We start from the raw sequence: 24,612 nt of genomic DNA on the forward strand, positions 1-24,612 counted from the left end.
GGCGGAGGGCACCGACGGTGGGGTGGCGCGTGCCGCGCCACCCCACCGCGGATGCTGTTACCGAGCGGTGCAGGTGAGGGTGGGTGTGGAGTTGGTGCCGTTCCAGGAGGCGTTGAAGCCGAAGCTGGTGCTGGCGTTGGCACTCAGGGAACCGTTGTAGGCGACGTTCGACGCGGTGACCGACGACCCGCTCGACGTCACCGTCGCGTTCCAGGAGTTGGTGATGCTCTGGCCGTTGGGCCAGGTCCATGCCACCGTCCATCCGGAGATGGCGGCGTTGCCGGCCCGGACGGTGACCTCGGCGCCGAACCCACCGGACCACTCGTTCGTCTTGCGGTAGGTGGCGGTGCAGGCACCGTTTCCGGCCGGCGGCGGCGTGGTGGGCGGCGGAGTCGTCGGCGGCGGCGTGGTGGGCGGCGGCGTGGTGGGCGGCGGGGTCGTCGGCGGCGGGTTGCCGCCGCCGCCGAAGATCACGTCACTGCAGAGGTAGTACGGCTGGTCGAGGTGGGACGCCTGCCAGATGGTGTAGACGACGTGCCGCCCGGTGCGGTTGCCCGCGTTCACCTGCGCCTCGTAGAGCCCGGTGGTCGGGTAGCTGCCGGTGCGGAGCACCAGTTCCAGGCTGTTCCAGGTGAGGGGCTGGGTGGTCGGGTCGAAACCCTGCTTCGTGATGTAGATCAACATGTAGTCGGCGCCGTGCTTGGCGCCGTCGGTCAGCGTGAGGGTGAAGTTGTTCGGCATCGGCTTCGCGGTCCACGCGCCGACCGCGTCGAGCGAGGCGTACAGGCCACCCTGGGTGCGGCCGCCGCTGCACAGCTGTCCGTCCGGCACGGCGGCCTGGTGGTTGCCGCCGACGTTCTCGCGGTAGAGGCCGTTCCAGTTCCACATGGTGTTCGGGTTGGCCTGCCACGCCTGCCAGCACATCGGGTCGGTCTGGGCCATCGTGGGGTTGAGGTGGTCGGAGCCCCAGCGCTCGTAACATCCGTAGTTGCGTGACGGCGGGTTGGTGACCGATCCGTGCGCCGAGGCCGGACCGGCCTGGTTGACGGCGACCATCGTGAACGACGCGACGAGAACTGCGACCGCGCCCAGTCCCAGACGGCGTGCTGTCCGTGAGATTTTCATGATGCTCCAGTGGATGCGCCGGCGCCCAGTGGCCCTCGCTGGGTGCCCACCCCGGAGAAGGTGACGCCGATCGGTTCAAGCCGTCCCAGGGGTGGACGGCACTGCTGCCCAGCAGCGCATGGCGACTCCCAGCCACGATGTTAGTAAAGACGGCTGTCAATGTAAATCGATACCGGCGTATCGGGTCAGACCGCGAGGGCCGCGCGTACCTCCCGCTCCGCCGTGACTCCCCCGTCGCCGTGCGAGGTGACCCGGCCGGATTCGAGGACGTGGTAGCGGTTCGCGACCCGCAGCGCGAACCCGAGGTGCTGCTCGACGAGCAGCACGCTGAAGCCGGACTGCCGGGTCAGCTCGACGATCCGCTCCTGGATCTCGGCGACCACCGACGGCTGGATGCCCTCGGTCGGTTCGTCGAGCATGAGCAGCCGCGGCCGGGTGATCAACGCGCGGGCGATGGCGAGTTGCTGACGCTGACCACCGGAGAGCAGCCCGGCCCGCCGCCGCAGCAGCGGACGCAGCGCCGGGAACAGGTCCAGCACCTCCGCCGTCGCCACCGGGCCGTCGCGCCGGGCGTCGGCGACGAGGCGCAGGTTCTCCGCCGCCGTCAGGTGCGGGAAGCACTGCTGGCCCTGCGGGACGTACGCCATGCCGCGCGCCACCCGCTCGTGCGGCGCGAGACGCGTGACGTCCTCGCCGTCCAGCTCGACGGTGCCGGCGGTCGGTCGCAGCAGGCCTGCCGCGACCCGCAGCAGGGTGCTCTTACCGGCGCCGTTGTGCCCGAGCACCGCGGCCACCCCGTCGGGCGGGACGGCGAGGTCCACACCGTGCAGCACCCGGGAACGCCCGTATCCGGCGTGCGCCCCACGCAGGGTCAGCATCATGCCTCCAGACCGCTGGGGACCGGCCCGGCGTCCACCGGGTGGCCGAGGTAGACCTCCTGCACGCGCGGATCCGCCTGGACCTGCGCCACAGTGCCCTCGCTGAGCACCTTCCCCGCGTGCAGCACGGTGACGGTGCGCGCGAAGCGACGCAGGAAGTCCATGTCGTGCTCGATCACCACCACCGTGCGGTCCCGGCTCACCGTCTCCAGCAGGACGCCCGTGGCGTCGCGCTCCTCGTGGCTCATCCCGGCGACCGGCTCGTCGAGCAGCAGCAGCCGCGTGTCCTGCACCAGCAGCATGCCGATCTCCAGCCACTGCTTCTGGCCGTGCGCGAGCGTGCCGGCGAGCTGGTCGGCCCGGCCGGTCAGCCCGATGGTCTCCAGCGCGGCGGCCACCTCGTCGGGGATCCCCCGCCGGCGCCGGGCCAGGGTGGCCCAGCTCCGGCGGGCGCCCGCGGCGATGTCGAGGTTCTGCACGACCGACAGCTCCTCGAAGATCGTCGACGTCTGGAACGTCCGGCCGACGCCGAGCCGGCTGATCCGGTGCACCGGGCGGCCCAGCAGCTCCTGGTCGCCGAAGCGCACCGAGCCGGTGGCCCGCACCAGACCGGTGATCGCGTCGACCACTGTGGTCTTGCCGGCACCGTTCGGCCCGATCAGGAACCGGATGTCACCGGCGGGCACCTCCAGCGAGACGCCGTCGACCGCGGTGAAGCCGTCGAAGCTGACCCGCACGTCACGGACGGACAGCCCGTCCAGCCGGTCGCCGCTCATCGGTGCACCTCCGCCCGCTCGGCGCGGCGGCGGGCCAATGCCCACAGCGACGCCAGGCCGCCGGGAAGGAACGCCACGACCACCACGAAGAGCAGACCCTGCAGGTACGTCCAGGTGCCCGGGAAACGTTCGGAGAGGGCGGTACGCGCCCAGGCCACCGCCACCGCGCCGAGCACCGGCCCGAGCAGCGTGGCCCGGCCGCCCACCGCCACACCGATGACGAACTCGATCGACGGGACGATGCCGATGAGGGCGGGCGAGATGATGCCCACCGCCGGCACGAACAGCGCGCCGGCGAGGCCCGCCATGCCCGCCGCCACCACGTAGGCGACGAGCTTGACCGACGCCGGGTCGTAGCCGAGGAAACGGACCCGCTCCTCGCTGTCACGCACCGCCACCAGCAGTTCCCCGTAGCGGCTGTGGATGAGCTGGCGGGCCAGCGCGAGCAGCGCGAGCAGGACGCCGGCGATGATGAAGTAGACCATCCGCTGGTTGACCGGGTCGTCCAGGTCGTAACCGAAGAAGCCCTGGATGTCGGTGAGCCCGTTGGTGCCACCAGTGGTCCCCTGCTGGCCGATCAACAGGATCACCATGGCGGCGGCGAGCGCCTGGCTGAGGATGGCGAAGTACGCGCCCCGCACCCGGCGGCGGAACACCAGTGAGCCGAGTCCGAAGGCGACGGCCATCGGCAGCAGCACCGTGGCCGGCAGCGCGAACCACGGGCTGGCGAACGGCCGCCACCAGACGGGCAGTTCGTCGAGCTGCCCGTACAGCTGCATGAAGTCGGGCATCCCACCGGGACCCGCGTCGGCGAGCTTGAGGTGCATGGCCATCGCGTAGCCGCCCAGGCCGAAGAAGACGCCCTGGCCGAGGGTGAGCATGCCGCCGCGTCCCCAGGCGATGCCGATGCCGACGGCCACCATGGCGACGCAGAGGTACTTGGCGAGCAGGGCCAGCCGGAAGTCCGACAGCGCCAGCGGCGCGACGGCGAACAGCAGCGCCGCGCCGAACGCGAACCCCGCCGCCGCGCGCAGCCGGGACCGGCCACCGGGCCGGCTTCCAGGTGCGGTGTCGGCCGGGGCCGGTGCGCCGGCGGTGCTCGGCGGCGCGGGTGTCACGGCGGTCATGCGAGGCTCCTGGTCCGCAGGGTGAACAGGCCCTGTGGCCGCCACTGGAGGAACGCGACGATCGCCACGAAGACGATCACCTTGGCGACGCTGAGGGTCGTGAGGTACTCCCCGGTGGCCTGGAGGACCCCGAGGGCGAAGGCGACGATCACGCTGCCCTTGAGCTGACCGATCCCGCCGACCACGACGACCAGGAAGGCGTCGATGATCAGGTTGGTGCCCATGGTCGGGCCGATCGGGCCGAGAAGGGTGAGCGCCACCCCGGCGAGCCCGGCCAGGCCGGAGCCGAGAAAGAAGGTGGTCCGGTCGACCCGGGCGGTGGGGATGCCGGACACCGCGGCGAGGTCGCGGTTCTGCACGACCGCGCGGATCCGGCGCCCCAACGGGGTGAACCGCAGCGCCAGGGTGAGGGCGGCGACGGCGGCCAGGGCCAGGGCCAGGATGAACAGCCGGTTGTTGGCGACCGTCAGGCCGCCGGGCAGGGTTACGTTGCCGGTGAGCAGGTCCGGCGCGCGGGTCTGCACGTTCGGACTGCCGAAGACGTCCCGGGCGAGCTGTTGCAGCATCAGGGACACGCCCCAGGTGACCAGCAGCGTGTCGAGGGGACGGGCGTAGAGCCGGCGGATCAGCAGGACCTCCAGCAGCACCCCCATCGTGCCGGCGACCACGAACGCCACCGGCAGCGCGACCAGCAGCGACAGGCCGGCGCCGGTGATGCTCTGTTGCAGCACGTACGTGGTGTAGGCGCCGGCCATGATGAACTCGCCGTGCGCCATGTTGATGACGTTCATCTGGCCGAAGGTCAGCGCCAGTCCGAGCGCGATGAGCAGCAGCACCGCGCCGATGCTGATGCCGGTGAAGAGTTGACCGAAGAGGACTGTCACGGTGGGTACTCCCGTCCTGCTGGTCGGGGTCCCGGGCGGGGGCGCGTCGTCGCGGTGCCCGCCCGGGGCCGGCGTCGTCAGCTCAGGCCGCTCGCCCACGGATAGGTCTTGAGGTACGGGTCCGGTGCGATCGGCTTGCCGGAGTTCCACACCTCGGTGATCAGGCCGTCCGCGCCGACCTTGCCGATGCGGGCGGTCTTGGCGATGTGCTGGGTCTTGCCGTCGACGGTGACCAGGCCCTCCGGCGCGTCGAAGGTGATTCCGTCGGAGGCGCCGCGGACCTTCTCGACGTCGAACGCGCCGGCCTTCTCGACCATCGCCTTCCACAGGTAGACGCTGACGTAGGCGGCCTCCATCGGGTCGCTCGTCGGCTTGTCCGCGCCGTACTTCGCCTTGTACGCGGCCACGAACTTGCCGTTCGCCGCGCCGGGCGTGGTCTGGTAGTAGTTCCAGGCGGTCAGCTGACCCTCCAGGTACTGGGTGCCGATGCTCTTGACCTCCTCCTCGGCGATGGACACCGACACCACAGGCATCGCGGCGGCGGTCAGCCCGGCCGACTTGTACTCCTTGAAGAACGCCACGTTGCTGTCGCCGTTGAGCGTGTTGAAGACCGCCTTCGCGCCGGACGACTTGACCTTGTTGACGATCGTGCCGAATTCGGTGGACCCGAGCGGCGCGTAGTCCTCGCCGACCACTGTCATCCCGTTCGCCGCCGCGTAGGCCTTGATGATTTTGTTGGCCGTCCGCGGGAAGACGTAGTCGCTGCCGACCAGGTAGACCGATTTCGTTCCCTGGGCCTTGAGGTAGTCGAGCCCGGGGACGATCTGTTGGTTGGTCGTCGCGCCCGTGTAGAAGATGTAGGGCGACTGTTCCAGACCCTCGTACTGCACCGGGTAGAACAGCAGCGCCTTGTTCTTCTCGAACACCGGCTTGACCGCCTTGCGGCTGGCCGACGTCCAGCACCCGAAAACGGCCGCGACCCGATCCTCGGAGATGAGCTTCTCGGCCTTCTCCGCGAAGGTGGGCCAGTCCGAGGCGCCGTCCTCCCCGACCGGCTGGATCTTCTTGCCGAGGACGCCGCCGGCCGCGTTGATCTCCTCGACGGCGAGCATGATGGAGTCGCGGACGGTGACCTCGCTGATCGCCATGGTGCCGGAGAGCGAGTTGAGCAGGCCCACCTTGACGGTGTCGCCGGAGACGTCGGCGGTGACGCCGGCCGCGCCGCCCTCGTCACTGGTCTTGCTGCCGCACGCGGTCATGGCCGCCGCGGCGACGAGGATCATGGCACCCGCCAGGATGCGGCGGCCCCAAAGAACTGACATCTAATCTCCCTGCGGTGCACTCAAGTAGCGAAAGGACGGTCGGTGCGGTCCGGTGGAGTTGGCGATGCCGAGGTCGACGGGTGGACGTCGCGCATGGTCATCGCATCGGCTACGGGCACGCAAAGCGTTGACCGACATGATTGCGCGGACGTTTCCCAGTCCTTAATTGACTGTTTCCCGGGACCTCGGAGAGAACGCATGCCACAACGGCCGACACCGTCGCACGTCAGACGGTTTCAGCCGCGACTAATTCGGTGAAGAATTGCCACCACAATGGTCGGCGAACAGATTCCGCCGACGGTGGACAGACATTCGCGGTATCCACCCCGGGGGTAGATACTTCACGCAGGAAGTATCTTAGGGCCGGGCCGGGTGGATGTGTCAAGGGTCTGCATCGGACGGTCAGATCTGGGCGAGCACTGTGAAGTCGAGACCGTCGGCCTCGGCCAGGTAGATCCGCTGACGTACGTGCCGTCGACGCAGCTGCAGCCGACCGCGCGGCCCGTGGTACGCCACCGTGTCGGCAGCCGTCTCGATCGCCCGTACGTCGAGCGTGCGGGCCTGCCCGATCAGGGCGGCGAGCAGCATCACGCCCTCGTAGCAGGACTCCCCCAGGCTGCCCAGCGGCGGCGCCTCCACCCCGAACCGGCGGGCGAACTCGCCGTGGAAGTCGAGGTTCTCCTGCGTCACGAGGCCGGCGAAGAAACCCGCCGTGCTGTAGAGCCGCCGCGTCGCGCCCGCCCCGCTGGCCAGCAGCATGTTCTCGTCCATCAGGGTGCTCAGCCGCAGGCAGCGCTGATCCATCGCGGCACGCCCGAACGCCCGGTTGAACCGCACCGCGTCCGCGCCGACGAGCAGCATCACCACCGCGTCGGCCGCGCTGCGCTCGATCCGGCGCAACACGTCGTCGAAGTCGTGCGTCTCCAACGGCAGGAACGCCTGCCCCACCACGCGGCCACCGCCGCGCAGCGCGTACCGCTGGGCCGCCCGCGCGGTGCGCCGGGGCCACACGTAGTCGTTGCCGACCACGAACCAGCGGCGCACGCCCTGCTCCCCCGCGAGCAGCCGCATCGCGGGCCACAGCTGGGCGTCCGGCGTCTCGCTGGTCAGATAGACCCCCTCGGTACGCTCACCGCCCTCGTACAGGGCGGTGTAGACGTACGGCACGCGGTGCGCGACCCGGGGTGCGATCGCCTGCCGCACCGAGGAGATGTGCCAGCCGGTCACGCCCTGCACGGCGCCCACCGACACCAGCGCCTCCACCTGGGCGGCCACCTCAGCCGGCGGGGCGCCACCATCGATTGGCACCAGCCGCACCTCGCGGCCCAGCACCCCGCCACCGGCGTTGATCTCCTCGACCGCGAGCTGGGCGCAGAGTTCGCAGGTCGGGCCGAACATTCCTGCCGGCCCGCGCATCGGATACACCAGCGCGATGCTGACCACGGCCCGATCGACGGTGAGCCACGGCGGGGCCGGCGCGGACATGAGCCCATGATTGCCCGGCCGACGTGGGAAAACCACAGCTCTCCACGGACCGGGACGAGTCGCTACCATGACAAGGCCACCGGCCCAGGGAGTTCCATGTCAGACGTGCCCGGGGCGCCAGCCGATCTGCTGCGCTCGCTCACCCGCGCCGAACGGCTGCTCTCCCGCCGGCTGGCCGCCGTTCTGGCCGACGACGACCTGACCACCGAGGCGTGGCGGGTGCTCTGCCTGCTCGCCGACGGTCAGGGCCATCCGATGAGCGAGGTGTCCGCCGAGGCGTCGTTGCCGCCGGGCACCCTCACCAAGCTGGTCGACCAGCTCGTCGACCGCAACCTGGTGTTCCGCCGGATCGACCCGCTGGACCGCCGGCGTATCCGGGCCTACCTGACCACCCGGGGCCGCCGCGAGCATGCCCGCCTCGACGAGCGGGTCCGGACCAGCCTCGCCGAGGCGGGGGTACCGGCCGACACCGTCCTGCTCGACCACCTCGCCGACCTGATCGCCCGGCTCGACCCGGCGGGTCGCCGCGACGACGCCGATGCGGCCGGCCTTCGCCGTTGACCCTCGTCTCACTCCACCTCGGTGAGCAGCGGCTCGCCGTCGAGGTGGGCGCGAAGCGTGTGCGCGTCGGGGGCGGTGGCGGTCCACAGTGTCGCCGGCCCCCCCGCCAGGGGCAGCCGGGCGAGGGTGCCCTCGACCGTCGCGGGCTCGGAGGGAAGCGACGGATCCACCACCAGCAGCGACCCGGTGGCCGGCGCGCCGCCGAGCACCGCGGGGCCGGCCCAGCCGGGCGCGCCCGGTCCCACTGCCAGCGACTGGCGCAGCAGCGGCCGGCCGTCGTAGTCGACCCGGGTGTGGACGACAGCGCTGCCCGGCGCCTCGCCGTACCGGCCGCAGATCACCTCGTCGCGCCAGGTCAGCCTCGCCCCGGCGGCCAGCTCGACCCGGGACTCGGCGAGGTGGGCGCAGCCGGCCGCCGCGACCAGTTGCTCGGGCAGCCAGTGCAGTGCGCCGCCGTCGTGCACCACGGCGCGGACCGCCATCCGCGACGCGACGCCGGGCCGGCCGGGCAGGGCGACCGAGGCGGCGACGGTGTGCAGCCGCACCGCCGCCCCCGGTCCCACGTCGACCTCCAGCCGCAGGTCGTCGCCGGCGAGCGGGCCGGCCGCCCCGCCGACGACGTACACGGTCGCGACACGACCGCTGCCGGGCGTCTGTCGCAGCAGCAGCGGCGTCTCGCCGCGCAGCTCGGTGAGGACCGTGCCGCCCCGGCCGTCGGCCCGGGCCACCAGCCGGGCGTGCGCGCGCATCAGGCCGGGCCGACCCGCGCTGCGATCGGGTGCAGAGCCGCGTGGTGGGCCAGTTCGTGGCGGATCCAGTCGGCGACCTGCCCCGCCGCGGGGTCGCCGACGATCGACAGGAACACGGTCGGCAGGTCGCCGCGCCGGGCCCGCGCGTCCCGGTCCATGACGGCCAGGTCCGCGCCCACCATGGGGGCCAGGTCGGTCTTGTTGATCACGAGCAGGTCGGCGGACGTCACCCCGGGTCCGCCCTTGCGCGGCACCTTGTCCCCGCCGGCCACGTCGACCACGAATATCTGCCGGTCCACCAGGCCCCGGCTGAACGTGGCGGTCAGGTTGTCCCCGCCGCTCTCGACCAGCACCAGGTCCAGCGGGCCGACCGCCTCGGCCAGCTCGTCCACGGCGTCGAGGTTGGCCCCGATGTCGTCCCGGATGGCGGTGTGCGGGCAGCAGCCGGTCTCCACGGCGCGGATCCGGTTCGGGTCCAGCACGCCGGCCCGCTTGAGGAAGTCGGCGTCCTCGGTCGTGTAGATGTCGTTGGTGACCACGCCGAGTCGCAGCTCGCCGGCGAACGCCCGGCACAGGGCCGCCACCAGGGCGGTCTTGCCGGACCCGACCGGCCCGCCGATGCCGACGCGCAGCGCCCGGCCGGGGAGTGCCAGCGGCGGATGCGGGTCCACCCCTGGTTCGGGGTGCGTGTGCGGAACGGTCTCGTCGTGCGGGGCGGGACTCCGGCCGGCAGTGGGCGCAGCGGTCGGCACAACGGTGTCAGGACGCAAAGAGACGCACCTCCCAGGTGGCATGAGCTTCGGCATGGATGTCGGCAAGGGGCGCGGCCGCCGCGGGCAGCCGCTCGGGTGGGTCGTCGGCGGCCCGGGCCGCCGCGGCGGCGGTGCCGTCGCACCGGGCGGTGAGACCGACCAGCAGGGCCTGGACCCGGTACGGGTCGAGGCCGAGCAGGCGTACGGCCGCACTGGCCGCACCGGTCACCGTCGCGTGGACGGCGACCGTGGCGGTCTCGGCGCGGCTCAGGCCGGCGGCGGCGCAGAGCAGCCCGAGCACCAACGGCTGGTGCGCTCCGCCGGGTGTGGAGGGCAGGTCGTCGAAGGACGCCTCCGGCCAGATGGCCCGGCCCGCGCGCAGCAGAGCCCGTCCCTGGCGACGGGACACCGTACGCAGCGCCGGTGCCGCCGTCCGGGCGTCCAGCTCCGCGTCGAGCAACGCCAGCGTGGACCCGCGTACGGCGGAACCGGCAGAGGTCACCGCCCGGTGTGCCGCCGCCGCGAACGCCGCACCGACCAGCCCGGCGGTGGCCAGGCGGCCGGCCAGGAACGCCTCCAACGTGGCCAGGTCGGTGACCCGGCCGGCGGCGACGGCGGCCTCCAGGCCGCCGGAGTGGGCGTGCGCGCCGGCCGGGAAGCGGCCGTCGGCCAGCAGCAGGAGCAGGCTCGACGTCGCCATCAGAACAGGAAGTACCGCTGGGCCATGGGCAGGCGTGTCACCGGGTCCGGCTCCACCACCTGACCGTCGATCCGCACGGTGAAGGTGTCCGGGTCCACCTCGATCCGGGGCATCGCGTCGTTCTCCGGCAGGTCGGCCTTGCCCCGCGAGCGCACGTCCGCGACGGGCACCACCCGTCGCCGCACGTCGAGGCGCAGCCCGGCGTCGAGGGCGGCCGGCGCGACGAACGCCAGGCTGGTTGCGGGCGCCGCGGCGCCGTACGCGCCGAACATCGGGCGCGGCAGCACCGGCTGCGGCGTCGGGATGGACGCGTTGGCGTCACCCATCTGGGCGTACGCGATCATGCCGCCCTTGAGCACCAGGTGCGGTCGTACGCCGAAGAACGCCGGATCCCACAGCACCAGGTCGGCCAGCTTGCCCGGCTCGACCGAGCCGATCTCCCGGTCCAGCCCGTTCGCCATCGCCGCGCAGATGGTGTACTTCGCCACGTACCGGCGGGCCCGGTGGTTGTCGGCCGCGCCGTCGCCTGGTAGCGCGCCGACCCGCTCCTTCATGACGTGCGCGCTCTGCCAGGTTCGCAGGATCACCTCGCCCACCCGGCCCATCGCCTGCGCGTCGGAGCCGATGATGGAGATCGCGCCGAGGTCGTGCAGCAGGTCCTCGGCGGCCATGGTGGACGGTCGGATGCGGCTCTCGGCGAAGGCCAGGTCCTCCGGCACGGACGGGTTGAGATGGTGGCAGACCATCAGCATGTCCAGGTGCTCGGCGAGGGTGTTGGCGGTGTACGGCCGGGTCGGGTTGGTCGACGACGGCAGCACGTTGGGCTCGCCGGCCACCGTGATGATGTCCGGCGCGTGCCCGCCTCCCGCGCCCTCCGTGTGGTACGAGTGGATGGCCCGGCCGGCGATCGCCCGCAGCGTGTCGGCCACGAAACCGGCCTCGTTGAGGGTGTCGGTGTGGATGGACACCTGCACCCCGGAGGCGTCCGCCACCCGCAGGCAGGCGTCGATCGCCGCCGGTGTGGTGCCCCAGTCCTCGTGCAGCTTGAAACCGCCCGCGCCCGCGCGCAACTGCTCCCACAGCGCCTCCTGCGAGACGGTGTTGCCCTTGCCGAGCAGCAGCACGTTGACCGGCAGCGTGTCCAGCGCCTCGTGCATGCGGGCCAGGTGCCAGGCGTTCGGGGTGACAGTCGTGGCCCGGGTGCCCTCGGCCGGGCCGGTGCCGCCGCCGACGAGCGTGGTGATGCCACTGGCCAGCGCCTCGGTGACGATCTCCGGGCAGATGAAGTGCACGTGGGTGTCGACGGCGCCGGCGGTGAGGATCCGGCCGTTCCCGGCGATGACCTCGGTGGCCGGGCCGATGACCAGCTCGGGGTGGACGCCGGGCATGGTGTCCGGGTTGCCGGCCCGGCCCAGCGCCACGATCCGCCCGTCGCGCAGACCCACGTCGGCCTTGACCACGCCCCAGTGGTCGAGCACCACCGCACCGGTGATGACGGTGTCGAGCGCGCCCTCGGCGCGGGTCGCCCGCGACTGGCCCATCGACTCGCGGATCACCTTCCCGCCGCCGAAGACCGCCTCGTCGCCGCCCACGCAGTGGTCGGTCTCCACCTCGATCAGCAGGCTCGTGTCGGCCAGCCGGATGCGGTCGCCGGTGGTCGGCCCGTACAGGTCGATGTAGCGGTCCCGCCGCACGGCGCTCACCGCGCCGGCCCGTCGGTCGTCGGCGCCCCGCTCGCCGGCGCCCCATTCGTCGGCGCGTCTGTTTCCGGCGTGGTCGGTGGCGCTTCGTCCAGCGGCCCGGCGCACTCGCCGCGGAGACCTGGTACGACGCGTGCGCCGCCGAGCGGGACCAGCTCGACGGTGCGGCTCACGCCCGGCTCGAACCGGACCGAGGTGCCCGCCGGAACGGCGAGACGTTGCCCCCAGGCGACCGCCCGGTCGAACGTCAGGGCCGGGTTGGCCTCGGCGAAGTGGTAGTGCGAGCCGACCTGCACCGGACGGTCGGCGGTGTTTACTACGACCACCGTGGTCACCGGCCGACCCACGTTGATCTCGACCGTGCCGGCCGCCGGCAGGATCTCCCCGGGGATCACGGGATCGGGTGGTGCACCGTCACGAGCTTGGTACCGTCCGGGAACGTCGCCTCCACCTGCACCTCCCTCAGCATCTCGGGGATGCCGTCCTGGACGTCCTCGCGGCCGAGCACCGTCCGGCCGGCGGACATGAGGTCGACCACCGACCGTCCGTCGCGGGCCCCTTCGAGCAGGAAGGCGACGATGATCGCGACGGCTTCGGGATAGTTGAGTCGCAGGCCGCGTTCGCGGCGGCGGCGAGCGACGTCGGCCGCGACGTGGACGAGCAGGCGGTCCTGCTCGTGCGGGCTGAGGAACACGGGATTCTCCGGTGGGGATCGGCGTGGCCCGCTCGCCGTCGGCTCCGCGCGGAGCCGCGCCGGGCAGCACCACCCGGAGTACGAGCCGGAGTCACACGACCGCCGCGACGCCGCCGATGGGGTGGTCCGGGACTCCACCATCCCGGCCCGCGCGACGGGCTCCCGGCGGTGTCGGTCGGATGCGGACCGCACCGCCCACCGCTTCAGCCGACCGTAGAGGATCGCCACCGGCGGGGGCAACAGTGTGCTCGGCATGAGGGATCGAGCTGTGCCGGCGTCGTGGTCGGGGTCGGGGTGTGTGCGCGACGACCAACCGATGCCACGAGCGTTGGGGAGTAATGACCGCTGTCCTCGAACCTGAGACTGTGGACTCGTCGATCGACGCCGGTTTCATCGACAGCCCGTCAGGCACGTCCCGCACGCTGCGCGAGGAGTACCCTGCACAACACCTGACCGGCACCCGGGGCCAGCACCGCCCGCGTCGCACTTCCACGGCGGGGCGGCGCCGGCCCAACCCTTCTGATGGCCCGCCAGCCCGTTCACCGCACGTCGCCAGGCTGGCGATCGGGGGAGCGTCCCGACCACCACGGGTGTGGTGGGCCGGATTGGCTACACCGGGACGGCGTCGTCTGCGGCACGAGCGCGCATCCGGAAGGGATGCGGGGTGACCGCCTACACCGTCTGATTCCAACCCGTCGTCGGGACCGACCGGCTCAGGCGTCGTCGGACGAGTAGCCGTAAGGGATCACACCCCCCGGCTACGAAAACCACCCTCCGTCCATCCCGCACGGATGCCTGCACGTCGTTCCGACGGAAAGGGTGCTCTCATCAGGAGTCGTCAGCCATCTGCGCTGACCCGGGTGTCCGTTGTGCAGGTCGACGAGATCAGGTTGTCGACCCCGTCGACCAGGCAGATCTTGAGCCCGATGATCTCGCCCTTCGCCACGTTGTTCGGAAAGATCGAGTACGGGTCGTAGATCACCGTACTGCCCGCGCCGTTGCCGTTGTACTTCGTGCCGAGGTACTTCCCGTTCAGCCAGGCCCAGACCTGCACCCCGTGACCATCCGCGGTGAGGTCGCGGATCTGGAGGTAGTCGTCGTTGTCGCCGCCGCCGGGCGCGCCGGGGCCGTAGTCGATGAAATCGACCACACCACCAAGCCTGATGTCCGCCGTGTAGAGATGCCAGGTGTCGTCGACAGCCGCCGCCGGGTTCGCGATGGTCAGGATCGCGGTCAGCGCTGCTGCCATCGGCAGCAGAGTCCGTCTCGCCAGGGTTCGTGTCATCCGTCGCACTCCTCTGCTTCGCCCGCTTCGGCCCCTCGGTGTGGTGCCGAGTGCCTCGAGTCTCGCGGCGCCGGTTTGACGAGGACCTTGCGCAAACCTTGAACCCGTCACGGGAGCCGACCCAGTGGTAGTCACCAGTAGTGGGCGGCGTGGCGCTGCGGCGCCCCCGCGAGAAGTTGTGCTGGAGACCGTGTTCTGGGACGCCGGCACCACCCGCCTGCTGCCCCGGCTGATCACGGGCCGTACGCGGGCGTGCCGGATACGGGCTGGGATCTGCAGGATCAGCGGTGTCGGGCGCCGCCGTCGACGTGGACCGTCTCGCCCGTTACCCATCCCGCACTCAAAAGCCACAGGGCGGTGTCGGTGACGTCCTCGAGCGTCTCGACCCTGCCTGCAAGGGAGGCCGCGGCGGCACTGTCGTACAAGGCACGGCGACGCTCGTTCGGTAGCCGGTCCCAGGTGCCAGAGTCGGTGATGCCGGGCGCGATGGCGTTGATACGCAGCGGCGCGAGCTCGACGGCCAGGTGAGTGACCAGCCCGACCAGGGCAGCATTCGCAGTACCTTTGACGACGGTGCCGGGCTTGGGCCGCCAGCCCACTATGCCGGAGAAGAACAGGAACGATCCGTCGGCAGGCATCCGTGGGGCGAAGTGCTTGGCCAGCAGCAGCGGGGCGACGACCTTGGCGGAGAACGCGGCCTGGATCTTGCCTCGGGCAGCAGGGTGAGCAGCCGCTCCACCAGCCCACGACTCCGCCAGGATCGGTGCCGGGCGAGACGCGGCTCGCCGCCGTCGGCGGCCCCACGACGACAACCGGGGCGGCCCCGTCGCGGGAACTCAGCCGCAGTTGCCCCAGCTGTACCGGCCGGCGACCTGCCAACTGGTGAAGTACATGACCTCGCCGCGGTACATCACGCACTTGTCGACGGCGGAGCGCTGGATGGCGGCGTAGTACTTGTAGTTCCCGGAGTCCTCGACCCAGGAACCGCCCTCCACCCGGATGCCCGCCGCCAGCCCGGTCGTCGAGCCGACGGCCACCCGCTTGAGGGTGACGACGCAGTTGTAGCCGGTCGCGCCGTTGTACAACAGGTAGACGTCGCCCACCTTCGTGCCGTCGGAGGCGTTGATCGACCGGTGGCCGTCACTCGCGTAGGCCCACGAGCCACCGAAGTCGTTGTTGCACGCCTGCGCCGCGGTGAACGGGTTCGTCGCCGCCCAAGCGGGCGAGGCGAGCCCCATCGCCGCGACGGTCGCGGCAACGATCGAGACGGCCAGTCGTCGCGCTGATCCGCGCACCCGTACCTCCGATTGCTCTGGCGCGCGGAGACCGCGCGCACGGCCCGCCATCATCCCACAGTGGACGAACTCCAAGATCGCCGGCGCCGCAAGGCGTCCCGACGACGGCTCGCGCTACGACCCTGTCGCCGCACCGGTACGCGGGACGCCGACCCGGCATGACACCCGGTCGGCACAGTGCGTGGGGGTTGCGTCGCGGTGACCGCGCCGGACCGGCCACCTCGCGACCGGGGCCGGCAGTGGCTCTGGTCACGATCTTCGCGTCGTAACGTCGTGACCAGCGCTTTCCGCGCCGAGGGCGTCCCGGACGTCCGGTCACAAAGGGCGCAGACCGCGCTAGCTTTGCGCGGTGCGTGGGTATCGGATCGGCATCCTCGGGCGGATCGAGGTGAGCGTCGACGGCGTGGCCGTGTCGCTCGCCCCGCTGGAGCGGGCACTCGTCGCGAGCCTGGCGGCCCACCACGGGCGCATCGTCTCCGTCGACCGCCTGATCGACGGGCTCTGGCCGGACGATCCGCCCACGGGGGCGCGCAACCGGGTCCAGGCGGTCGTCGCCTCGGTCCGCCGCGGCGCGAAGCCGGAGCTGATCCTCACCCGCTCGCCCGGCTACCAGCTGAACCCCGTGGCGGTCGTCGACTCGGCGGAGTTCGCCGCCGAGGTAGGGGCCGCCGCGGCCACCGCCGATCCCCGCCGCGCCGTGGAGCTGCTCGACCGGGCGCTGGCGCGCTGGCGCGACGAGGCGTTCGTCGACGTCGGGTCGCGGCTCGTCGAGTACGAGCGCGATCGGCTTCGTGAGCTGCGCGAGCACGCGACAGAGCTGCGCGCCGAGGCACTGCTCTCGCTCGGTCTGCACCGGGAACTCGTGCCGGAGCTGACCACGCTGGTCCGCGACCGACCCCTGCGGGAGCGGCTGCGCGGCCAGCTGATGGTGGCCCTGCACCGCAGCGGCCGACAGGCGGAGGCGCTCGCCGTGTACCGGGCCGGGGTCCGGGTGCTGGCGGAGGAGCACGGCATCGACCCGGGGCCGGAGCTGCGGCAACTGCACCGGGAGATCCTCGGCAGCGAGCAGGAGACGCCCTCGCGGGCGTGGGTGCGCCCCAACCAGCTTCCCGGAGTCACCGGTGACTTCGTCGGGCGGGAGAAGGAGCTGGGGCTGCTGCTGTCGTTGCTGGGGCGCACCCCGACGGTCGCCGGGGTCGCCCAGGTGATCGTCGTGACCGGGCTGGCGGGAACGGGCAAGACCACGCTGGCGCTGCGCGCGGCCCACGAGAGCCGGCACCGCTTCCCCGGGGGGTGCCTCTACGCGGACCTGCGCGGCAACACCCCGGAACCGGCGCGGCCCGGCACGGTGCTCGGCGCGTTCCTGCGCGCCCTCGGCGTGGCCGGCGAGGCCATCCCGGCGGCGGCCGAGGAGCGCGCGGCGCTGTACCGCTCCGTGCTCGCCGACCAGACCTTGCTGGTGATGTTGGACAGCGCGGCGGACGCGGCGCAGGTACGTCCGCTGCTGCCGCCCGGCGGCAGCGCTGTCGTCACGAGCACGGGGGCGCTGCCGGGGCTGGCGGGTACCGAGGTCGTCCCGCTCGACGTGCTGCCGATCGACGACGGCCTGGACCTGCTGGCCGGGCTCGCCGGCGCCGAGCGGGTCGACCGGGAGGCCGGGGCCGCCGCCGACGTCGTGGAGCTGTGCGGTCGCCTGCCGCTGGCGTTGCGAATCGCCGGCGTACGGCTGGCCGAGCGGGAGGCGATGACCGTGGCGCGGTTGCGCGAGCGGCTGCGCGACGAGCGACGCCGCCTCGACGAACTCTCCCTCGACGGGCTCGACGTGCGCAGCAGCTTCACCGTCGGGTTCGAGCGGCTGCCGCAGCCCGCCGCGCGGCTCCTCGCGGTGCTCAGTCGCACGTCGCTGCGCAGCTTCGGCATGTGGGACGAGACCACCGAGCCGCTGCTGGAGCAGCTGTGCCGGGCCCACCTGCTGACCGACGACGCCAGTGGCCGGGTACGCATGCACGACCTGGTCAGGCTCGTCGCCCGGGAACGCACCGAGGTCCCCGTCGACGAGGTCGTCGCCTGGTACGCACGGCTGCACGCGTACGCCGAGCGGGCCGACGCGTCGCTGCCCTGCGGGGCCCTGCCGGTGGCCGACGCGGGGCCGGCGCTCGACGCCTGGGAGGCCGTCGACTGGTTCGAGGCGGAGCGGGAGAACCTGGTCGCGGCGGTGCAGGATCTGCTGCGGCTGGGCGCCGTCGACCTGGCGGGGCGGTTGGCCTGCACGATGGGCAACTTCGCGACGATGCGCAGCCAACACCTGCCCGAGCTGGTCGACTGTCTGCGCGCCGTGCTCGACCGCCACGCCGAGCTGCCGTCGGCGACCCGGATGTCGCTGTGGCTGCACCTGGGCACGGCGTACCGGTCGCTGAACCGGCACGCCGAAGCCGTGCCGCTGCTGCGCGCGGCGCAGCGGGCCGGCCGCGGGCGGTGGGTGGCGCACCGCCTCGTCGCCCTGCAGGGCTACTCGCTGTGCTGCCGCCACCTCGGTAGGTTGCGGGAGGCGGACGCCGCACTGCTGGTGATGGTGCGGCTGTGCGCCGCGCACTGGCCGGTCGGCCGCGTCGGCGGGCACGTGCTGCTGGCCCTCGGTATGCAGCACGGGCAGTACCGGCTCACCTCCCCGTTCGCCTTCGACGCCTGCGCCGCGGCCCTGCGGGTCTTCGTCGACGACGGCGACCTGTGGGGCGAGGCGCTCGCGCGGGAGACCATCGGGCTGCTGCACCGGCACGCCGAGCAGTGGCCGCCGGCCGTGGAGCAGCTTCGGCAGGCGGTGGCCGCCGCGCGCCGGCTCGGCGACCGGATGAGCGTGACCACGGCCGAGCAGGCGCTGGCCGCGACGCACCTCGCGGCCGGCGACGGCGAGGCGGCACGGCGGCTGCTGCGGCGTACGGTGCTGGCGTTCCACGAGCTGCGTCACGAGTGGGGCGAGGCGATCTCCCGGCGGCTGCTCGGCAAGGCGCACCTCGAGGAGGGCGACGCGGACCGGGCGGTGGTGGAGCTGGAGAGCTCGGTGGCGATGCTGCGCGGCGTCGGGCAGCCGTTCCCGCTGGCGAACTCGCTGCACCTGCTCGCGCGGGCGCAGGCCACCCTCGGCAGGCACGACCGGGCCGTCGCGCTGGGCGAGGAGGCGCTGCGCATCTTCGAGCACTTCGACTCCGCGTACGTCGACGACCTGCGCGAATCGCTGACGCGTTGGCGGAGCGCAGCCGGCGCGCAGTAGGAGCGCAGGGCGCGCGCAGCGGCACCCAGCACAGTGATGGCAGTCACCCACCAAGGAGGTCTGCCATGACCAAGCTCATCAACCGCGTCGGCGACGCGATGCTCAGCAAGGTGCTCGGCCGCGAGGTGGCCGGCGCCTGCGTGCCGGAGCACGGCCAGTCGTGCTGCGCGGTGTCCAACGGCTACTGCTCGGGCGGTTCGTACTTCCGCTACTACCGGCGGAGCACCCTGTCCTGCACCGGCGTGTGCTCGGTCACGACGTCGTCGCCGATCTGCTACACCAAGAAGGTCGGCGTCTGCTGACCTGGCTCATCCTCGGGGGCCGCGCCGCCGGCGCGGCCCCCACCCCCCGCTGACTCGCTGAGGAGTTCCCATGCCGGGTTTCGCCTACGCCGCCATCGCCGTGATCGGCGCGGTCGCCGTGCTCAACCTCGTCCTGACCCTGGCCCTCGCCCGGCGACTCCGGGAGACGCAGACCGCCACCGCCCACGACGGCGGGGCCGCCCCCGAGGTGCTGCCCGCCCCGGGCCTGGAGGTCACCGGCTTCCCGCACGTCGACCTGACCGCCGGTCGGCGCACGGTGGTCATGCTGACCCCCACCTGTCCACCGTGCCAGACCATCCTGGACACCCTCACCGTCGACGCCCGGCGCTACCGCCACGACACCTTCGTGTTCATGATCGGCATGCCGGAGGACACGGTGGAGATGGCGCCCCGCCTGGCCGACTTCGACACGGCGACCATCAACGAGGACCAGGCCGAGAAGGAGTTCGGGGTCAAGGGCTTCCCCGCCGTGCTGTCGGTCGTCGACGGCGTCGTCGTCAACTCCAGCCACCAGCTTCCGGTCCTGGCCTGAGACGTGGCCACGCTGCGAGCCGCCCTGCGACTGGGCTGCGCGGACCGCAGGGCGCTCGCCGCCACGGTCGCCCTCGTCGTCATCGGCGCGGCGCCCCCGATCGGCGTCGCGTGGTTCACCAAGCTGCTGTTTGACGAGGTCGGCAGGGGCCGCTCGGCCGACCCGTCAACCGCCACCTGGTACGCCGTGGCGATCGCCGTCCTGGGCGCGCTGGCGGCGATCGCCAGCCGGGTGTCCGGATACTTCACCACGGCCCTGCAGAACGCGATCACGATCGCCGCCGACGTGCGGCTGTACCGGAAACTGAACACCTTCGTCGGGCTGGGCCCGTTCGAGCAGCCGGCCCTGCGCGACCGGCTGGCGCTGGCCCAGCAGGCCGCCACCCAGGCGCCGTACGTGGTCGTCATGTTCGCGGTCGACGTGGCCCAGAACGTCGTCACCATCGGCGGCTTCGCCGTGATCCTGACGTCCCTCTGGCCGCCGGCCGGTCTGCTCCTGCTCGCCGTGGCGGTGCCCGACTTCCTCATCCAACTGCGACTGTCCCGGCGGACCGCGCGGGCCGTGGAGGAAAGCGCCAGCCTGTTCCGGGCCCGGTTCCTGTTCCAGACCGTGCTGACCGACCTGCGCGCCGCCCGGGAGGTGCGCCTCTACCACCTCGGCCGGTTCTTCCACGACCGGCTCACCGGTGCGGTGCGCTCGGCCGCCCGGATCGAGCTGGCCGCCGCCCGGCACACCACGACGGTGCAGGCGTGCTGGGCGTTGGCCGGCGCCGCGGTGACCCTCACCGCGACGGTGTTCGCGGTGAACGCCACGGTCCGTGGCCGGCTCAGCCTCGGCGACCTCACCCTCCTGCTGGCCGCGTTCACCGCGGCGCACAGCGGCCTGGCCGGCATCGCCGCCCAGCTCGGCGAGGCCGGCGCCGCCATGCGGCTGTTCCGGCACTACGTCGCCGTCCTCGACAGCCCCACCGACCTGGTCGACGGGACCCTGCCGGCGCCGCCGCTGCGCACCGCGATCAGGTTCGAGGACGTGTGGTTCCGCTACGACGAGGACGGCCCTTGGGTCCTGCGGGGCGTCGACCTCACGATCACCGCCGGGCAGGCCGTCGGGCTCGTCGGACTCAACGGGGCCGGCAAGAGCACCCTGGTCAAGCTGCTCTGCCGGTTCTACGACCCGGACCGCGGCCGGATCACGTGGGACGGGGTGGACCTGCGCGAGCTGCGGATCGAGACGGTGCGCCGGCGGATGGGCGCGGTGTTCCAGGACTTCATGTGCTACGACCTCACCGCCGAGGAGAACGTCGGCATCGGCCGGCTGCCGCACACGACCGAGCAGGTCGCCGAGGCCGCCGCGCGCGCCGAGATCCACGACCGCCTCCGCGCACTCCCCCACGGGTACGCCACGCTGCTCAGCCGCACCTTCGCCGGCCAGGACGGCGAGCCCGGCGTGACGCTCTCCGGCGGGCAGTGGCAGCGGGTCGCACTCGCCCGGTCCCTGATGCGCGCCGACGCCGACCTGCTCATCCTGGACGAGCCCAGCTCCGGGCTCGACGCGGACGCCGAGACCCGCGTGCACGCCTCGCTGACCCGGATCCGCCACGGCCGCACCGGGCTGCTGATCTCCCACCGGCTCAGCACCCTGCGCGACGCGCGGCGCATCGTCGTGCTGGACGCCGGGCGCGTCGTCGAGTCGGGCACGCACGACGAGCTGATGGCGGCCGACGGTGAGTACGCCCGGCTCTTCCGCCTCCAGGCGGACGGCTACCAGCTGGCGGCGACATGACCGGCCGGCCGCGCCGACGCCGGCGCCGGGCCGACGGCCATCGGCTGGCGGCGACATGACCGGCTGGCTGCGCCGCCGCTGGCGCCTCGTGGTGGTAAGCGGGCAGAGCATGGCGCCGACGCTGCGGGACGGCGACCGGCTCATCGTCCGCGTCGGCCGGGCGCCCGCCGTCGGTGACCTCGTCGTCTTCCGGGCCCGCGACGTCGTCCCCGCCTCGGACCTGACGTGGATGGTCAAACGGGTGCACCGGGTCGAACCGGACGGCGCCGTGACGGTACGGGGCGACAACACCCACAGCCAGGACTCGCGGCATTTCGGGGCGGTGCCACCCGAGGCGGTCCTCGGCGTGGCCAGAGGGAGGCGATGACAGATGTACGTCGAGATCGGGTGCCGGGTGCTGCTCGGCACGGTCCTGCTGGCGGCGGCGGTCGGGAAGGTCTCCGGCCGCGACGCCTACCGCGAGTTCACGCGCTCCGTGCGCGACATGGGCTACCGGCCCGCCGGTCCGCTCGCCGCGGCCGTGGTCGCCGCCGAGTTCACCGCCGTGGTCCTGCTGGCGGTGTTCCCGCTGGCCGGGTTCCTCGCCTCGGGCGCCCTGCTGCTCGCCTTCAGCGCCGCCATCGTCGCGAACCTGCGGCGCGGCGGCGGCACCTGCCGCTGCTTCGGCCGCACCGCCGCGCCCCTGGGCCGGCACCACGTGTGGCGCAACGCGTTCCTCGTCGCCTGTGCCGTCGCCGGCGCGCTCGCACCGGCCGGTGCGGTACGCCCCGGCGAGGCGGTCCTGGCCGGCGTCGCCGCGCTGGCCGTCGGCGTGCTGGTCGTCATGCTGGACGAGCTGCGCTACCTGTTCGGCGCCGCCAGCCGCACGTGACCCGCAGGTTCCGGTCGCCCGGATCCCGGTGGTCGTCGTGGCCGCGCGCGAGGCGGAGGCCGTCACCGCAGGAGCGGGGCGAGGCCGTCGAGGAGGCGCTGGAGGCCGAACTCGAAGAGTGTGTCCAGGTTCCAGACCCCGTCGTCGGCGGCGATGAAGCGGGCCAGCAGCGGGAGCCGCCCGTCGGCCAGGACCGCGCCGATGCGTCCTTCCTGGGCCTCCAACCACTGGGCGTCGGTCAGGCCGCTGTCCTGCTCGGCCTGCGCCTCCTCGGCCCGGTTCACCGCCGTGCCGCGAACGTGGTTGGCCACCGTCACCGCCGCCGTGAACTGTGCGTTCAGGTCGAGCCCGCGTCCGTCCAGGGCACGCATCATCCATTCGGTATGGACCATCGCGTGCGGGGCCGGCAGCGGTCGGGTGAAGGAGACCGCCTCGGCCAGCCAGGTGTGCCGACGGTACATCGCCCATTGCAGCCGGGCGATGGCCTCGAGGCAGGCCCGCCAGCCGTCGCGCTCCGGGGTGAGGGCCGGGGGCGGATTGTCGGCCATGACCTTGTCGATCATGAACATCACCAGCTCGTCCCGGTCAGCCACGTACCGGTAGATCGCCATCGTCGGGATGCCGAGCCGACCGGCGAGCCGGCGCATCGACAGGCCGTGCAGCCCCTCGGCGTCGGCGGTGGCCACGGCGGTGGCGACCACCTGCGTACGGTCCGGGCCGGGTGCTCTGCCCACACCGGCGGCGGCCACCACGGTGCCGACGCCCCGTACGGGCTCGACGAGACCCCGCTCGCGCAGGGTCGCCAGGACCTTCGTCGCGGTCGCCATCGCCACCCCGTACTCGGCTATGAGCTGCCTCGTCGACGGGATCCTCGTTCCGGGGGCGAATTCGCCGGACGCGATCCGGCCGGCGAGATCGGCGGCGATCCGGCGGTACGGCGGTTCCTCCACAGCAACCTCCCGTGCACTAGTGCAGTGACGATACCCCGAGAGCGAATACGGGGGACAGCCTCACTATTGCTCCTCGTAGTGCACTCGTACGGTGTACACCATGACTGATCTCGTGCAGCTGGACCCGGAGCGTAGGACCTACGACGACCCGGCGGCCGCGCTCGACGGCGTCGCCGTCGACCTCGCCCCGGGGGATGTTCGCCGACGGCACCGAGCCGACGGCCACCGAGATGCCGCGACGAAGAGGCGGCGCGTGCCCCTCGTGGTGGTCGCGGGAGGCTCGGCGTCATGAGTGCGCTCCGACCTGACCGGCAGGGCCGCACCCGCGGTGTGGCCGCCCACAACGACGACGCCCGGATCAACGTCGTGGACGCGTTGCGCGGGATCGCGCTGCTGTTCATCCTGCTGGCCAACGTGTGGTACTTCAGCTCCGGATTCGAGTTCCACCTGGTCGACGATCCGGCGCACGGCACGGTCGACCGGCTGGTCGCAGGTGCGGCGGAACTGCTGTTCGCGATGAAGGCGTACCTGCTGTTCTCATTCCTGTTCGGCTACAGCTTCACCCTGCAACTCGACTCAGCGGCCCGGCGTGGGTTGCCCTTCGGCCCGTCGTTCCTGCGCCGGCTGTCCGGGCTGTTCGTGCTCGGGGCGCTGCACGCGGTGCTGCTGTACCACGGCGACATCCTCAGCACGTACGCGTTGCTCGGTCTCGTGCTGCTCGCCGCTCGGCGGACCGAACCGCGCGCCGCCCTGCTCGCAGCGGCGGTCATCGTGGGCGTGGTCGCGACCGTGATCGGTCTGGCCGCGGTCCTCGGCGCCACGGTGGTCCCGGACGAGGCCGCCGCGATCGCCGCCGGTGCGCGTTCGACGGAGGCCCTACGCGGCGGGCTCGGTGACGTCGTCCTGGAGCACCTGCGCTCATTGCCGGCAATGCTCGGCGCGCTCGCCGTGCAGGGGCCGTTGGCCTTCGCCGCGTTCCTGGTCGGCCTCGCCGCCGGCAGGCACCGGATGCTCGCCACCGTACCCACCCACGAGAACCTGCTGCGCTGCTGCGAGCGGGTCGGCTATCCGGTCGGCCTCGCCGGCGCCGCCGTGTTCGCCGTCGGCGGCGGCTCGGCGAGCATGACCGGGCTGATGGTCAGCGCCGTCACCGCGCCGTTCCTCGCCGCGGCCTACGCCGCGACCCTGCTGCGCCTGTTCACCCGGCGACCGCGCGTCGCGGACGCCCTGGCGCCCGCCGGACGCATGGCGTTGACGAACTATCTCGGCCAGTCACTCCTCTGCGTGCTCGTGTTCACCGGCGTCGGGCTGAGCCTGGCCGGCCACACGTCGCCCGCGCAGACGCTGCTGATCGCACTGACGATCTTCGCGGTGCAGGTGGCGACCAGCGCGTGGTGGATGCGGCGGTTCCGGTACGGCCCCGTCGAGTGGGCGTTGCGCGCATGGACCCACCGCCGCTGGCCCGACCTGCGGCGATAGCCACTCCGGCCGCCGAGCAGATCGACGAGCCCGGCCGCGCGCTGCGTGGCCGGACTCGTCGTCGGCGGTCACCG

At 72.4% G+C, this 24,612-nt stretch carries 26 protein-coding genes; 9 read left to right on the top strand and 17 right to left on the bottom strand.

Annotated elements, in window-relative coordinates; all coding sequences use genetic code 11:
* Positions 1-57: 57 nt before the first annotated feature.
* From CLT75_RS11665 to CLT75_RS11695, 7 genes are all read right to left on the bottom strand, one after another.
* The gene (locus tag CLT75_RS11665) at positions 58-1,125 is read right to left on the bottom strand and encodes a lytic polysaccharide monooxygenase (RefSeq protein WP_135240827.1); all 1,068 of its coding nucleotides are present in this window, start codon (positions 1,123-1,125) and stop codon (positions 58-60) included.
* Positions 1,126-1,310: 185 nt separating this feature from the next.
* The gene (gene urtE / locus CLT75_RS11670) at positions 1,311-2,003 is read right to left on the bottom strand and encodes an urea ABC transporter ATP-binding subunit UrtE (RefSeq protein WP_135240828.1); all 693 of its coding nucleotides are present in this window, start codon (positions 2,001-2,003) and stop codon (positions 1,311-1,313) included.
* Positions 2,003-2,779 carry an urea ABC transporter ATP-binding protein UrtD gene (gene urtD, locus CLT75_RS11675; RefSeq protein WP_135240829.1) on the bottom strand — a complete coding sequence of 259 codons (777 nt, stop codon included), beginning with the start codon at positions 2,777-2,779 and terminating at the stop codon, positions 2,003-2,005. Before urtD ends, urtE begins: the two co-directional genes overlap by 1 nt.
* Entirely contained in the window at positions 2,776-3,906 is a 1,131-nt protein-coding gene (gene urtC, locus CLT75_RS11680) for an urea ABC transporter permease subunit UrtC (RefSeq protein WP_135240830.1), read from the bottom strand. Before urtC ends, urtD begins: the two co-directional genes overlap by 4 nt.
* Complete coding sequence (gene urtB, locus CLT75_RS11685; protein WP_135240831.1) at positions 3,903-4,790, bottom strand: urea ABC transporter permease subunit UrtB; 888 nt, start codon at positions 4,788-4,790, stop codon at positions 3,903-3,905. Before urtB ends, urtC begins: the two co-directional genes overlap by 4 nt.
* A 77-nt stretch (positions 4,791-4,867) precedes the next feature.
* A complete protein-coding gene (urtA, locus tag CLT75_RS11690; RefSeq protein ID WP_209310312.1) occupies positions 4,868-6,112 on the bottom strand; it encodes an urea ABC transporter substrate-binding protein in 1,245 nt (414 codons plus the stop codon).
* 402 nt (positions 6,113-6,514) lie between these two features.
* Positions 6,515-7,597: a substrate-binding domain-containing protein gene (locus CLT75_RS11695; protein ID WP_135240832.1), complete on the bottom strand. Its 1,083-nt coding sequence runs from the start codon at positions 7,595-7,597 to the stop codon at positions 6,515-6,517.
* A gap of 96 nt (positions 7,598-7,693) precedes the next feature.
* Between CLT75_RS11695 and CLT75_RS11700 the strand changes: the two genes are divergently transcribed.
* Positions 7,694-8,158 carry a MarR family transcriptional regulator gene (locus tag CLT75_RS11700; protein ID WP_135240833.1) on the top strand — a complete coding sequence of 155 codons (465 nt, stop codon included), beginning with the start codon at positions 7,694-7,696 and terminating at the stop codon, positions 8,156-8,158.
* A gap of 8 nt (positions 8,159-8,166) precedes the next feature.
* Here CLT75_RS11700 and CLT75_RS11705 read toward each other — a convergent pair whose 3' ends face one another.
* The 9 genes from CLT75_RS11705 to CLT75_RS11750 all read right to left on the bottom strand — a co-directional run bounded on the left by CLT75_RS11705 (position 8,167) and on the right by CLT75_RS11750 (position 15,333).
* On the bottom strand, positions 8,167-8,907 hold the full coding sequence (locus CLT75_RS11705; protein WP_135240834.1) for an urease accessory protein UreD: 741 nt from the start codon (positions 8,905-8,907) through the stop codon (positions 8,167-8,169).
* Positions 8,907-9,578: an urease accessory protein UreG gene (gene ureG / locus CLT75_RS11710; RefSeq protein WP_167796897.1), complete on the bottom strand. Its 672-nt coding sequence runs from the start codon at positions 9,576-9,578 to the stop codon at positions 8,907-8,909. The genes CLT75_RS11705 and ureG overlap by 1 nt, the downstream gene beginning before the upstream one ends.
* An 88-nt stretch (positions 9,579-9,666) precedes the next feature.
* The gene (locus CLT75_RS11715) at positions 9,667-10,359 is read right to left on the bottom strand and encodes an urease accessory UreF family protein (protein WP_135240836.1); all 693 of its coding nucleotides are present in this window, start codon (positions 10,357-10,359) and stop codon (positions 9,667-9,669) included.
* The gene (locus CLT75_RS11720; RefSeq protein ID WP_135240837.1) at positions 10,359-12,062 is read right to left on the bottom strand and encodes an urease subunit alpha; all 1,704 of its coding nucleotides are present in this window, start codon (positions 12,060-12,062) and stop codon (positions 10,359-10,361) included. The genes CLT75_RS11715 and CLT75_RS11720 overlap by 1 nt, the downstream gene beginning before the upstream one ends.
* Complete coding sequence (locus CLT75_RS11725; RefSeq protein ID WP_135240838.1) at positions 12,059-12,454, bottom strand: urease subunit beta; 396 nt, start codon at positions 12,452-12,454, stop codon at positions 12,059-12,061. Before CLT75_RS11725 ends, CLT75_RS11720 begins: the two co-directional genes overlap by 4 nt.
* Complete coding sequence (locus CLT75_RS11730; protein ID WP_073827834.1) at positions 12,451-12,753, bottom strand: urease subunit gamma; 303 nt, start codon at positions 12,751-12,753, stop codon at positions 12,451-12,453. Before CLT75_RS11730 ends, CLT75_RS11725 begins: the two co-directional genes overlap by 4 nt.
* 838 nt (positions 12,754-13,591) lie before the next feature.
* A complete protein-coding gene (locus CLT75_RS11735; protein ID WP_135240839.1) occupies positions 13,592-14,038 on the bottom strand; it encodes a hypothetical protein in 447 nt (148 codons plus the stop codon).
* A gap of 281 nt (positions 14,039-14,319) precedes the next feature.
* Positions 14,320-14,850 carry an SDR family oxidoreductase gene (locus CLT75_RS11745; RefSeq protein WP_209310313.1) on the bottom strand — a complete coding sequence of 177 codons (531 nt, stop codon included), beginning with the start codon at positions 14,848-14,850 and terminating at the stop codon, positions 14,320-14,322.
* A 24-nt stretch (positions 14,851-14,874) separates the two neighbouring features.
* Positions 14,875-15,333: a hypothetical protein gene (locus tag CLT75_RS11750; RefSeq protein WP_135240840.1), complete on the bottom strand. Its 459-nt coding sequence runs from the start codon at positions 15,331-15,333 to the stop codon at positions 14,875-14,877.
* Positions 15,334-15,682: 349 nt separating this feature from the next.
* Here CLT75_RS11750 and CLT75_RS11755 point away from each other — a divergent pair, with 349 nt between their 5' ends.
* From CLT75_RS11755 to CLT75_RS11780, 6 genes are all read left to right on the top strand, one after another.
* Entirely contained in the window at positions 15,683-18,601 is a 2,919-nt protein-coding gene (locus CLT75_RS11755) for an AfsR/SARP family transcriptional regulator (RefSeq protein ID WP_135240841.1), read from the top strand.
* Between the two features lie 65 nt (positions 18,602-18,666).
* Positions 18,667-18,903 carry a hypothetical protein gene (locus CLT75_RS11760; RefSeq protein WP_013287122.1) on the top strand — a complete coding sequence of 79 codons (237 nt, stop codon included), beginning with the start codon at positions 18,667-18,669 and terminating at the stop codon, positions 18,901-18,903.
* Positions 18,904-18,973: 70 nt separating this feature from the next.
* Positions 18,974-19,456, top strand: coding sequence for a hypothetical protein (locus CLT75_RS11765; protein ID WP_013287123.1), 483 nt, complete (start codon positions 18,974-18,976; stop codon positions 19,454-19,456).
* Positions 19,457-19,459: 3 nt separating this feature from the next.
* Entirely contained in the window at positions 19,460-21,238 is a 1,779-nt protein-coding gene (locus CLT75_RS11770; protein ID WP_135240842.1) for an ABC transporter ATP-binding protein, read from the top strand.
* A gap of 55 nt (positions 21,239-21,293) precedes the next feature.
* On the top strand, positions 21,294-21,605 hold the full coding sequence (locus CLT75_RS11775; protein WP_135240843.1) for a S24/S26 family peptidase: 312 nt from the start codon (positions 21,294-21,296) through the stop codon (positions 21,603-21,605).
* 3 nt (positions 21,606-21,608) lie between these two features.
* A complete protein-coding gene (locus CLT75_RS11780) occupies positions 21,609-22,109 on the top strand; it encodes a MauE/DoxX family redox-associated membrane protein (RefSeq protein WP_135240844.1) in 501 nt (166 codons plus the stop codon).
* A gap of 62 nt (positions 22,110-22,171) precedes the next feature.
* Here the strand turns inward: CLT75_RS11780 and CLT75_RS11785 are convergent, their stop codons facing one another.
* A complete protein-coding gene (locus CLT75_RS11785) occupies positions 22,172-23,059 on the bottom strand; it encodes a TetR/AcrR family transcriptional regulator C-terminal domain-containing protein (RefSeq protein WP_135240845.1) in 888 nt (295 codons plus the stop codon).
* A gap of 100 nt (positions 23,060-23,159) precedes the next feature.
* Between CLT75_RS11785 and CLT75_RS11790 the strand changes: the two genes are divergently transcribed.
* Positions 23,160-23,351, top strand: a complete 192-nt coding sequence (locus CLT75_RS11790; protein ID WP_135240846.1) for a hypothetical protein — start codon at positions 23,160-23,162, stop codon at positions 23,349-23,351.
* Positions 23,348-24,538: a DUF418 domain-containing protein gene (locus tag CLT75_RS11795; RefSeq protein ID WP_135240847.1), complete on the top strand. Its 1,191-nt coding sequence runs from the start codon at positions 23,348-23,350 to the stop codon at positions 24,536-24,538. The genes CLT75_RS11790 and CLT75_RS11795 overlap by 4 nt, the downstream gene beginning before the upstream one ends.
* The last annotated feature ends 74 nt before the right edge of the window (positions 24,539-24,612 follow it).

This window comes from Micromonospora sp. CNZ285 (assembly GCF_004637285.1).

Coding starts and splice junctions, on each gene's coding strand:
- urtC (WP_135240830.1), bottom strand. CDS start 3,906: ATGACCGCCGTGACACCCGCGCCGCCGAGCACCGCCGGCGCACCGGCC.
- CLT75_RS11700 (WP_135240833.1), top strand. CDS start 7,694: ATGTCAGACGTGCCCGGGGCGCCAGCCGATCTGCTGCGCTCGCTCACC.
- CLT75_RS11715 (WP_135240836.1), bottom strand. CDS start 10,359: ATGGCGACGTCGAGCCTGCTCCTGCTGCTGGCCGACGGCCGCTTCCCG.
- CLT75_RS11780 (WP_135240844.1), top strand. CDS start 21,609: ATGTACGTCGAGATCGGGTGCCGGGTGCTGCTCGGCACGGTCCTGCTG.
- urtA (WP_209310312.1), bottom strand. CDS start 6,112: ATGTCAGTTCTTTGGGGCCGCCGCATCCTGGCGGGTGCCATGATCCTC.
- CLT75_RS11765 (WP_013287123.1), top strand. CDS start 18,974: ATGCCGGGTTTCGCCTACGCCGCCATCGCCGTGATCGGCGCGGTCGCC.
- CLT75_RS11760 (WP_013287122.1), top strand. CDS start 18,667: ATGACCAAGCTCATCAACCGCGTCGGCGACGCGATGCTCAGCAAGGTG.
- CLT75_RS11795 (WP_135240847.1), top strand. CDS start 23,348: ATGAGTGCGCTCCGACCTGACCGGCAGGGCCGCACCCGCGGTGTGGCC.
- urtD (WP_135240829.1), bottom strand. CDS start 2,779: ATGAGCGGCGACCGGCTGGACGGGCTGTCCGTCCGTGACGTGCGGGTC.
- CLT75_RS11735 (WP_135240839.1), bottom strand. CDS start 14,038: ATGACACGAACCCTGGCGAGACGGACTCTGCTGCCGATGGCAGCAGCG.
- CLT75_RS11695 (WP_135240832.1), bottom strand. CDS start 7,597: ATGTCCGCGCCGGCCCCGCCGTGGCTCACCGTCGATCGGGCCGTGGTC.
- CLT75_RS11790 (WP_135240846.1), top strand. CDS start 23,160: ATGACTGATCTCGTGCAGCTGGACCCGGAGCGTAGGACCTACGACGAC.
- urtE (WP_135240828.1), bottom strand. CDS start 2,003: ATGCTGACCCTGCGTGGGGCGCACGCCGGATACGGGCGTTCCCGGGTG.
- CLT75_RS11775 (WP_135240843.1), top strand. CDS start 21,294: ATGACCGGCTGGCTGCGCCGCCGCTGGCGCCTCGTGGTGGTAAGCGGG.
- CLT75_RS11705 (WP_135240834.1), bottom strand. CDS start 8,907: ATGCGCGCGCACGCCCGGCTGGTGGCCCGGGCCGACGGCCGGGGCGGC.
- CLT75_RS11665 (WP_135240827.1), bottom strand. CDS start 1,125: ATGAAAATCTCACGGACAGCACGCCGTCTGGGACTGGGCGCGGTCGCA.